Source organism: Pseudomonas sp. SJZ079 (assembly GCF_007993865.1).
Taxonomy (GTDB): Bacteria; Pseudomonadota; Gammaproteobacteria; order Pseudomonadales; family Pseudomonadaceae; genus Aquipseudomonas.
Map to the genome: position 1 here is coordinate 1 of NZ_VIUH01000049.1, position 9,504 is coordinate 9,504.

The 9,504-nt window shown below is 65.6% G+C and carries 10 protein-coding genes; 4 read left to right on the top strand and 6 right to left on the bottom strand.

The features are described from left to right. Positions 1-382: 382 nt before the first annotated feature. Positions 383-577 carry a heavy-metal-associated domain-containing protein gene (locus FBY03_RS22780; protein WP_147174625.1) on the bottom strand — a complete coding sequence of 65 codons (195 nt, stop codon included), beginning with the start codon at positions 575-577 and terminating at the stop codon, positions 383-385. A gap of 150 nt (positions 578-727) precedes the next feature. Between FBY03_RS22780 and FBY03_RS22785 the strand changes: the two genes are divergently transcribed. From FBY03_RS22785 to cueR, 3 genes are all read left to right on the top strand, one after another. Beyond that, positions 728-1,120, top strand: coding sequence for a hypothetical protein (locus FBY03_RS22785; RefSeq protein WP_147174626.1), 393 nt, complete (start codon positions 728-730; stop codon positions 1,118-1,120). 65 nt (positions 1,121-1,185) lie between these two features. Further along, on the top strand, positions 1,186-3,585 hold the full coding sequence (locus FBY03_RS22790; RefSeq protein ID WP_147174627.1) for a heavy metal translocating P-type ATPase: 2,400 nt from the start codon (positions 1,186-1,188) through the stop codon (positions 3,583-3,585). A gap of 17 nt (positions 3,586-3,602) precedes the next feature. Continuing rightward, the gene (cueR, locus tag FBY03_RS22795; protein WP_147174628.1) at positions 3,603-4,007 is read left to right on the top strand and encodes a Cu(I)-responsive transcriptional regulator; all 405 of its coding nucleotides are present in this window, start codon (positions 3,603-3,605) and stop codon (positions 4,005-4,007) included. Positions 4,008-4,079: 72 nt separating this feature from the next. Here cueR and FBY03_RS22800 read toward each other — a convergent pair whose 3' ends face one another. Genes FBY03_RS22800 through FBY03_RS22815 form a run of 4 tightly spaced genes read right to left on the bottom strand, consistent with a single transcriptional unit; the run spans position 4,080 to position 7,716 of the window. After that, positions 4,080-4,631: an HAD family hydrolase gene (locus tag FBY03_RS22800; protein ID WP_178090771.1), complete on the bottom strand. Its 552-nt coding sequence runs from the start codon at positions 4,629-4,631 to the stop codon at positions 4,080-4,082. A 32-nt stretch (positions 4,632-4,663) separates the two neighbouring features. After that, positions 4,664-5,533: an acyl-CoA thioesterase II gene (tesB, locus tag FBY03_RS22805; protein ID WP_147174630.1), complete on the bottom strand. Its 870-nt coding sequence runs from the start codon at positions 5,531-5,533 to the stop codon at positions 4,664-4,666. Between the two features lie 21 nt (positions 5,534-5,554). Beyond that, on the bottom strand, positions 5,555-7,156 hold the full coding sequence (locus tag FBY03_RS22810) for a SagB/ThcOx family dehydrogenase (RefSeq protein WP_256678026.1): 1,602 nt from the start codon (positions 7,154-7,156) through the stop codon (positions 5,555-5,557). Then, complete coding sequence (locus FBY03_RS22815; RefSeq protein ID WP_147174631.1) at positions 7,153-7,716, bottom strand: GNAT family N-acetyltransferase; 564 nt, start codon at positions 7,714-7,716, stop codon at positions 7,153-7,155. The genes FBY03_RS22810 and FBY03_RS22815 overlap by 4 nt, the downstream gene beginning before the upstream one ends. 70 nt (positions 7,717-7,786) lie before the next feature. Here FBY03_RS22815 and FBY03_RS22820 point away from each other — a divergent pair, with 70 nt between their 5' ends. Next, on the top strand, positions 7,787-8,707 hold the full coding sequence (locus FBY03_RS22820) for a histone deacetylase (protein ID WP_147174632.1): 921 nt from the start codon (positions 7,787-7,789) through the stop codon (positions 8,705-8,707). A 13-nt stretch (positions 8,708-8,720) separates the two neighbouring features. On the opposite strand, the gene gpmI is transcribed toward FBY03_RS22820, so the two are convergent. Further along, on the bottom strand, positions 8,721-9,504 hold a 784-nt coding region (gene gpmI / locus FBY03_RS22825), incomplete at its 5' end, for a 2,3-bisphosphoglycerate-independent phosphoglycerate mutase (RefSeq protein ID WP_147174633.1).

Genomic DNA, 9,504 nt, shown 5'->3' on the forward strand with positions numbered 1-9,504 from the left:
TTGCAACCCCTCTTTTTAAGCTAACTTCTTGTTTTACAAGAGGTTTTCCGAGAGGTCTGCGCCGGAAGTGGTGCGCATTATAGGCCCAGCAGATTCCACGTCAACAGTTAATTTTGGGGTTTATTCCATTGCCGCCAATCAGCCTGTCAGACACCCGCCAAGCGGCTACCTATATAAAGAAGGCCAACCCAATCGACTTATACGGGGCGCTTGCTCAGCCTGCTCTCGAGACGCCGGGGTCCTATGCCGCGGATGCCGTTCACAACTTATCCGCAACGTCATGGGATCTCCCTGACCATGAACGATCTCACGACCGTACTGGGCACGCGTCCAAAGCCCCAAAACTCCACGACACCTATATATACGCCGTAGCCAATCGACCTTAAGGGCTTACCTCATAACCCTCGCCACGAATGGCTTCCGCCACTTCGGCAATCGACAGGCGACTGCTCACCCGCACCTCGCCGTCCGCCAGGTCGACCTCTACCTCCGCCGCCTCATCCAGCTTCTGCACAGCGTGGGTAATTGCCCGTACGCAATGCTCGCAAGACATGCCTTGCACCTTGAACACTTGCATCGCTCACCTCCCGCCCAGTTGAGGCCCCAGTACGACCAGGACCACGCACAGTATTCGGTTTGCCAACGGGGCAAGGTCAAGGCCATGACTTGTTCTATCGAGCAGCGTCGACCAGTCTGTAACTATCGCTAACGCTGATGGAGGTGTCTTATGCCCCATCCCTACCTCTCGATCCTCGCAGGGCTGCTGGCACTCTCGACGGCACAGGCACAATTGGCGCCGTCGACCACTTCCCTGGCCAACGATTATGCGGTGTTGATCGTCTCGCGCGAGCGCCTGGAAGCCGCCACGCCCTGCGAGATTGGCCTGTTCTTACACGACCAGTTGGTTGCACGCCTGTATCAAGGCCAGTCGGTGGCTTTCAATCTGCCGCCCGGCGAGGTGTCATTGCGTCTCGAGTTAATTGCCAGCGGCACCTGTCAGTCGGGTATCCAGCAGTCCAGCCGACAACGCCTCAGCCTGCGCGCTGGCGAGGTACGCCACTACCGCATCGCCCGGCGCAGCGTCGGACTGCACCTGATCGCTACTCCGGCCAGCCGATAACACAGGGCTTGACCTTACCCATAGGTCAAGGTTGATGCTAGTGACGAACTCAACGGAGATCGTCCATGTCCAGCCTGACCACCTTTGACCTGCCGATCAGTGGCATGACCTGCGCCAGCTGTGCCGGCCGGGTCGAGCGCGCCCTACGCAAACTACCGGAAGTCACCAGCGCCAGCGTCAACCTGGCCAGCGAACAGGCGCGTGTCGAGGCACCACAGGAAAGCCTGGCAAGCCTGCTCGCAGCGATCGAAGGCGCCGGCTATAAGGTGCCCAGCGAGCGCCTTGAGTTGGCCATCGACGGCATGACCTGCGCCAGCTGCGTTGGTCGAGTCGAGCGCGCGCTGGCTAAGCAGCCGGGCGTGCTGGCGGTCAGCGTCAACCTGGCCACCGAGCAGGCGCAACTACAAGTGGCCCCTGGCCTAGACCCGCACGCACTGTTGCAAGCCATCGGCAACGCCGGTTACTCCGCCCGCGTGGTGGATAGCGTCGCTCCGTCGCACCCCACCGCCGACACACACCTGCGGCGCGAGCGTTGGGCGCTGGTGCTGGCCCTGCTGTTGGCCGCACCACTGGTTGTGCCCATGCTGCTTGAGCCATTCGGCGTGCACTGGATGCTGCCGGCCTGGGTGCAGTTCGCCCTGGCCACGCCGGTGCAGTTCGTGCTCGGCGCGCGCTTCTACCGCGCGGCCTGGCAGGCCCTGCGCGCCGGCGCCGGGAACATGGATCAACTGGTCGCCATCGGCACCAGCGCCGGCTATGGCCTGAGCCTGTATCAGTGGGCGATCACTCCGGCGGGACAGATGCCGCAGCTGTATTTCGAAGCATCGGCGGTGATCATCGCCCTGATCCTGCTCGGCAAGTACCTGGAGAGCCGCGCCAAGCGCCAGACCAGCAGCGCCATCCGCGCTCTGCAGGCGCTACGTCCAGATCAAGCACTGCGCCTGCGTGATGGGCATGAAGAGATGGTGGCGCTAAGCGCCCTGGCCCTGGGCGACCAGATAGTGGTCAAACCCGGTGAGCGCTTCCCGGTTGACGGCCAGGTGCTGGAAGGCCAGAGCCACGCCGATGAAGCATTGATCAGCGGCGAGAGCTTGCCGCAAGCCAAGCAACCCGGCGACAAGGTCACCGCCGGCGCGATCAATGGCGAAGGCCGCCTGTTGATCGAAACCACCGCCCTCGGTGCGGAAACCGTACTGGCGCAAATCATTCGCCTGGTCGAAGACGCCCAGGCGGCCAAGGCGCCAATCCAGAAGCTGGTGGACCGTGTGAGTCAGGTCTTCGTGCCGGCTGTGCTGCTGATCGCCCTGAGCACCCTGATCGTCTGGCTACTGCTCGGCGCGCCATTGGCCAACGCCATGCTCAATGCCGTGGCGGTGCTGGTGATTGCCTGTCCCTGCGCTCTGGGTCTGGCCACGCCCACCGCGATCATGGCCGGCACCGGTGTGGCCGCGCGCCACGGTATTCTGATCAAGGACGCCGAAGCACTGGAGGCTGCCCACGGCGTGACGGTCGTGGCCTTCGACAAGACCGGCACCCTCACCTCCGGCACCCCGCAGATCGCCCACTTGCAAGCGGTCGACGGCGACGAGCAAGCGCTGCTGCAACTGGCCGGCGCCCTGCAACGCGGCAGCGAACACTCGCTGGCCAAGGCGGTATTGGATGCCTGCTCCGAGCGACAGCTGACGTTACCTTCGGTCAGTGACAGCCAGGCCCTGGCCGGGCGCGGCATCGCCGGGCAGGTTGGTGGACGCAAGCTGGCCCTGGGCAACCGCCGACTGCTGCAGGACAGTGACCTGCACAGTCGTGTGCATGGGGGCAAATTGGCGCTATCGGCGCAGTCCTGGGAGGCCGAAGGACGCACCCTGTCCTGGCTGATCGAACAGGCGCCCGAGCCACGCGTACTCGGCCTGTTTGCCTTCGGTGACACCCTCAAGGAAGGCGCGACCGAGGCCGTCGCTCAGCTGAAGCGACAGGGCATCGACAGCCACCTGATCAGCGGCGACAACCGGGGCAGCGTCAAGGCCGTCGCCACTGCCCTGGGCATCGATGAAGTGCATGCCGAAGTGCTACCAGGGGACAAGGCGGCGATTGTCGCTGAGCTGAAAAAGACCGGCGTGGTGGCAATGGTTGGCGACGGCATCAACGATGCCCCGGCGCTGGCCTCTGCCGATGTCGGCATCGCCATGGGCAGCGGTACCGATGTGGCCATGCATGCCGCCGGTATAACCCTGATGCGCGGCGACCCGCGCCTGGTACCCGCCGCCCTGGATATCAGCCGGCGCACCTATAACAAGATCCGCCAGAACCTGTTCTGGGCCTTCGTCTACAACCTGATCGGAATCCCGCTGGCCGCCGCCGGCCTGCTCAACCCGATGGTGGCCGGCGCCGCCATGGCCATGTCCAGCGTCAGCGTGGTGAGCAACGCCCTGCTGCTGAAGACCTGGAAACCGAAAGACCAGCACTGACACTTCGGAGAGCCCCCATGAATATCGGCCAAGCCGCGAAGAAGACCGGTCTGAGCGCGAAGATGATCCGCTACTACGAGAGCATCGATCTGTTGCCGGCCGCCGGTCGTAGCGACAGCGGCTACCGGCAATACAGCCCGCAGGACTTGCATCGCCTAGCGTTCATCAAGCGTGCGCGGGATCTGGGGTTTTCCCTCGCTGAGGTCGGCAAGCTGCTGGCCCTGTGGCAGGACCGCCAGCGCGCCAGCGCCGACGTCAAAGCCCTGGCCGGGCAACATATCGCCGAGTTGAACCTGAAGATTGCCGAGCTGTGCGGCCTGCGTGACACCCTGCAGGTGCTGGTGGAACACTGCCAGGGCGATGACCGGCCGGATTGCCCGATCATCAAGGACCTGGAGTCCAGCGGCTGCCATCGCCCGTAGTCTGGATGACATACACGGACATCTAGGTGTCACAGCCTTGACCCGGATTTTATCCGGGCTACGGGGCCGCAGCTAAAGGGCGCGTTGCAGCGCCTGGCAATCCACCGCGAAGTGATCGGTCAACTCCGGCCAGAGGTTCTCCGGCAAATTGACCAGCACGCCGCACGCGCCGGCGGCGCGGGCGCACTCCAGGTCGAAGCGGTAGTCGCCGACCATCACCAGTTCGGCGGGCGCCACCTGCCAACGCTCGGCCAGCTGCAGCAAACCACCGGGATGAGGCTTGGGCGGTGCCTCGTCGCGACCGAGAATGTCGGCCGTGGCGAAGCAATCGCCCAGGCCAATCGCCTGCAAGGTCAACAGGGCCAACTCATGGGCGTTGCGCGTCAGGATGCCGAGTCGACAGTCGCGTGACTGTAGCGCGCGCACCAGTTCGATGGCGCCGGTTGCAGGCCGGGCGTTGAGCGCCAGCTCACGCTCATGCTCCAGTAGCCAGGCGTGCTTGGCCACCGCCTCGTCTTCGGGCAGCGTCGCCAGGTGATGGAGGATGTCGTGCTCAAGGGGAATGCCCAGCGCCCGCTTGATCGCCTCGAAATCATGCACGGCCAGAGTCAGGGTGCCATCCATATCGAACACCCAATGGCGCGCGGCGCTCAGCTTCACTTCCAGTCCTCACGCACCCGGGTCAGGCCTTCCTGGGCCACGGAGGCGACCAACTGGCCCTGGCGATTGAAGATGCTGCCACGGGAGAAACCACGGGCGTTGCCGGCCCAAGGACTGTCCATGGCATACAGCAGCCAGTCATCCATGCGCAGGTTGCCGTGGAACCACAGCGAGTGGTCGAGGCTGGCGACCTGCATGAACTTCTGCCACACCGACACGCCATGCGGCAGCATCGAGGTGGTCAGCAAGTTGAAGTCCGAGGCATAGCCGAGGATGTACTTGTGGATCGCCGGTGTGTCCGGCAGTGCACCGTCGGCGCGGAACCACACGTACTTCACCGGTTCGCTCGGCTCCGGTGCAAAGGGGTTACCGACGGTGACCGGGCGAATTTCGATCGGTTTGGCACTCACCGCACGCTCACGCATGCGCTCCGGCAATGACGCGGCGACCTGCAGGGCCAGCTCGGTTTCCGACTTCAAGTTTTCCGGCCCCGGTACATCAGGCATCTCGATCTGGTGATGGAAGCCTTCTTCGTCGTACTGGAACGAGGCGCTGCAGGTGAAGATCGGCTTGCCCTTCTGGATCGCCATCACCCGCCGAGTGCTGAAGCTGCCGCCGTCGCGCACCCGGTCGACCTGATACACCACCGGCAGCGTGGCATCGCCCGGGCGCAGGAAATAACCGTGCAGCGAATGCACATGACGATCGCCCTCGACCGTCTGGCTGGCGGCGGAGACGCACTGGCCAAGCACCTGCCCGCCGAACAGCTGGCGGAAACCAAGATCCTGACTGACGCCGCGGAACAGGTTCTCTTCGATGGCCTCAAGGCTCAACAGGGCCACCAATTCGTCCAACACCTGACTCATGCATATTCTCCTGAAGCCGCTCTAGCTCGGCGGCAAGCGTAATTCGGGGTAGGCCGGCAAGGAGCACAAGCGCTCATCCCACACGGCGCGACCAAGGGTGAAATGGTAAAGGCTTTGCCAGCGGCTGTCGGCTAATCCAAGCAATTCATGTACCGCGTGATCGAAATAGCAGCCGATACCGGTGGCCGATAGCCCCGCCGCCTCGGCTTCCAGATAAAGTAGCTGGCCGATCTGCCCGCACTCCCAATACAGCCGCGGATAACGCCAGGCTCCTGCCGCCAGGGCACTGTCGAAACGGCTGAGCATGGCCACTGCCACGCAGCCATCGCTGGCGATATCCTGGCCGCACGAGAGAAACTCGGCCAGGCCGCGCGCATCGCCCTCGAGCAGACGATACAGCGGCAGCTGGTCATGTACGCGCTGCCAGAGAAAATCCTCGCGCAAGCCGCTCTGCGCCTGCCCATCGACCCGCGCCAGCCAGTACAGCCCGGGCATCAGCCCCTGAACGCGATGGACGAACAGCAGCAGATCGACCTGCGCCGGCTCGCCGCTCACCGCCAGGGGCACCGGCGAATTGACCGGCATCACGCGTTGCAGCCAGGCGAACAGCAGGTCGGCGTGAATGCCGCTCTTGCCGTCCATGGCCTGCGCGCTACGACGCCGATGCAGTAAGGGGCGCAAGGGCAAGCCGGGATTGTCCGCCTGCGCGCGCCCCGCCTCCACCCGCCAGGGTTGCGCGGGCAACGCCGGGGCGCGGCAGAGTGGCTGCACCCGCGCCAACTCCGGCCAGTCACGGTACTGGCGCGACAGGCGATTGGGCGTGCCCGTCACGTCCAGAGCCGCCAAGCCGTGCAGCAGACTCGTCGGCAAGGGAAATTCTGCATCCTGCGGCGGACCGACCCACAACAGGCAATCGACCTGTTCGGCCTCGTGAAAGCCGTCCTGGTCCAGGCCGAACACGCCATCCAACTGCGCCTCGGCGACGCCGCGCAGCACGCGCACCTGCCAGCCCAGGCAACTGGCGGCGATGGCCAGCGCGGCCAGGGCGTGGCCGAGGTCGTGCTGACAATAGCGATAGGCGCGCTCGCCGTACTTCCACGCCTCGCGCCAGGGAATGCTGGCCAGCGCCAGCAGACAGCCGCCCGCCGGCAACACCTGACTCAGCTGCAGGGCCAGCGCCTGCGGCAGCTCGGCGCGCACCTCCAGAGCGTGGACATCCGGCGTGTAATGCGTGAGCACCGCGCCCTCCTCAAGGCTGCCCGCGGGTAGCAAGAGATAGGCCTCGGTCGGGTGCAGGTTGCCGGACGAGGGATTGACCCGCAGCGCCCAGCGATTGCCGGCGGCCTCCTTCCAGGCCGACAACGCCAGGCTGTCGTACAGCAGTTGCGAGACGCTGGCTCGGTTCAACGGCGCCGGCTCAGCCTGCGGCGCGGCAAATACTTCGTCGTATGCCGGCGACTCTTCCAGCGGGCGGTGGTGCAGCTCGATCAGCCGCGCGCCGTGGTAACGGCGAAACGCTGCCGGCTGCGTCGCCCAGTCCAGCTGTCCCGGCCCGGGGGCAAAGCGCTGCGGCTGGTGCTTGCTCAGCTGGTGGTAGGCGCGCACCAGCTGCAATGGACTCATCGGCCCGCCTCCCAGTCGCTGCGGCGCAGGCGGTACAGCACATGAGGACGCAGCCGGTGCCCTGCTGGCAATGCCGGATGATCGAAGTCCTCCGCCGGGTCGCGCTGCATGCCGATAGCCTGCATGACCTGCTGCGACGCCAGGTTATCCACCGCGGTGAACGAGACGATCAGCTCCAGGTCCAGTCGCGTGAAGCCGCAGGCCAGGGCCGCGCGCGCCGCCTCGCTGGCGAAGCCCTGGCGCCAGTGGCCACGGGCCAGACGCCAGGCGATCTCCACCGCCGGGCAGAACCCTGCGTCGAAAGCCACCGAACGCAAGCCGGTGAAGCCGATGAAGGCGCCACTGTCCTTGCGCTCCAGAGCCCAGAAGCCGAAGCCGTGACGGGCGAACTCCGCCTCGATGCGCGCGATCTGCTGCTCGCTCTCGGCGCGACTCAGGCAAGCAGGAAAATGCCGCATCACCTCGGGGTCGCCATTCAGCTCGGCGAAGGCCGCATGGTCTTCGCCGCGCCAGCGGCGCAGCAACAGGCGCGGACTGTCTAGTTCGATCGGGGCAGGCATCGGCCCTCCGCTTGAGTGAAGCCGGGCAGCGCCGCCATACTCGGACGCTGCGAGAAAAGAGCCCTATTGTATGCGCCTGCCGCTGGTCTATCACGACGACTACAGCCCGCCCTTCCCGGCCGGGCACCGCTTCCCCATGGAGAAGTTCCGCCTGCTGCGCGACCACCTGATCGACAGCGGCCTGACCAGCGATGCCGAGTTGCTGCGCCCCGAACTGTGCCCACCGGAAGTTCTCGGTCTGGCCCATTGCCCCTCTTATATAGCGCGCTTTCGCAGCGGCGATCTCGGCCGCGAAGAACAGCGACGCCTCGGCCTGCCCTGGAGCGAGGCCCTGGCGCAACGCACCGTGCGCGCGGTCGGTGGCTCGCTGCTGGCCGCCGAACAGGCGCTGCAACACGGCCTGGCCTGCCACCTGGCCGGCGGCACCCACCATGCCCACTACGATCACCCGGCGGGGTTCTGCATCTTCAACGACCTGGCGGTGATCAGCCGCTACCTGCTGGCCGCCGGCCGGGTGCAGCGCGTGCTGATCTTCGACTGTGACGTGCACCAAGGCGACGGCACCGCGCGCATCCTCAAGGACACCCCGGAGGCGATCACCGTCTCGCTGCACTGCGAGAAGAACTTCCCCGCGCGCAAGGCCGACAGCGATTGGGACATTCCCCTGCCTATGGGCATGGCCGATGCCGACTACCTGAGGGTGGTCGACGATGCGCTGAACTACCTGCTGCCGCTGTACCAACCGGACATCGTGCTCTATGACGCCGGCGTCGACGTGCACAAAGATGACGCCCTGGGCTACCTGAAGTTGACCGATCGGGGCCTCGCCGAGCGTGACGCACGGGTACTCCAGCACTGCCTGGGCCGCGACATTCCGGTGGTCGGGGTGATTGGCGGTGGCTACGACAAGGATCGAGAAGTATTGGCCCGGCGCCACGGCATCCTCCACCACAGCGCGGCCAGGGTCTGGCGCGAGCGCGGGCTGGGCTGAGTGCGGTCGGCCCTTAGGTCGCGGTGCGGGGCCGGCGCAACAGCGACGCGCCATCCATCTCCTGCGGCAGCGGCAGGTCCATCAACTGCAGCAGGGTCGGGGCGATGTCGCACAGCCGTCCGTCCGCGAGCTTGAACTGCCCCGCTCGTGCGCTGACCAGAATCAGCGGCACCGGATTGAGGGTATGCGCGGTGTGCGCCTGCCCCGACTCGGCATCGCGCATCTGCTCGACGTTGCCATGGTCGGCCGTGATCAGGCACTCGCCGCCGCTCGCCAGGCTCGCCTCGACCACCTGAGCCAGACACCGATCCAACACCTCGACCGCCTGCACGGCGGCGGCGAACGAGCCGCTGTGGCCGACCATGTCGCCATTGGCGTAGTTGCACACGATCAGCTCGAAGGCCCGGCTCTGGATTGCCTCGACCAGGCGCTCGGTCAGCTCGGGCGCACTCATCTCCGGCTGCAGGTCGTAGGACGCCACATTGGGTGAGGCGATCAGAATCCGCTCCTCGCCGGCAAACGGCTGCTCGCGACCGCCGTTGAAGAAGAAGGTGACGTGGGCATACTTCTCGGTCTCGGCGATGCGCAGCTGGGTCTTGCCCAGCGCCGCCAGGTACTCGCCCAGGCTGTTGGCCAGCGCCTCCGGCGCAAAGGCGCAGGGCCCATCCAGCTGGTCCGAATAGCGGGTCAGGGTCAGCAGGCGCTGCTTGGCAATCAGCTGCGAGCGCGCGAAGGCGTCGAACCCGGGATCGACCAGGGCCTGGCACAACTCACGGGCGCGATCGGGGCGAAAGTTC